This is a genomic window from Neisseria sp. P0009.S010 (assembly GCF_051958545.1).
GTDB lineage: Bacteria > Pseudomonadota > Gammaproteobacteria > Burkholderiales > Neisseriaceae > Neisseria > Neisseria subflava_A.
The window spans coordinates 1-241 of the sequence record NZ_JBQCVH010000058.1; the positions used below are offsets into that span (position 1 = coordinate 1).

1 pseudogene is annotated in these 241 nt (G+C 55.2%); it reads right to left on the bottom strand.

Annotated elements, in window-relative coordinates:
- A pseudogene (locus ACTHSN_RS10895) lies at positions 1–241 on the bottom strand (ornithine carbamoyltransferase); the annotation flags it as partial.

The window sequence follows — 241 nt, forward strand, 5'->3', positions numbered from 1 at the left end:
CAACCAACACGGCTTTGATGGTGTGCATGCGGTTTTCGGCTTGGTCGAATACGATGCTGGCTTCGCTTTCAAACACGCTTTCGGTCACTTCCACGCCGTTGAGGCCGAAGTTTTGGTAGATCCATTCGCCTACGGTGGTTTCACGGTTGTGGAAGGCGGGCAGGCAGTGCATGAATTTGACTTTTGGGTTGCCAGAAGCGGCCATTAGCTCGGGAGTGACGCGGAACGGGTTGAGCAGGGT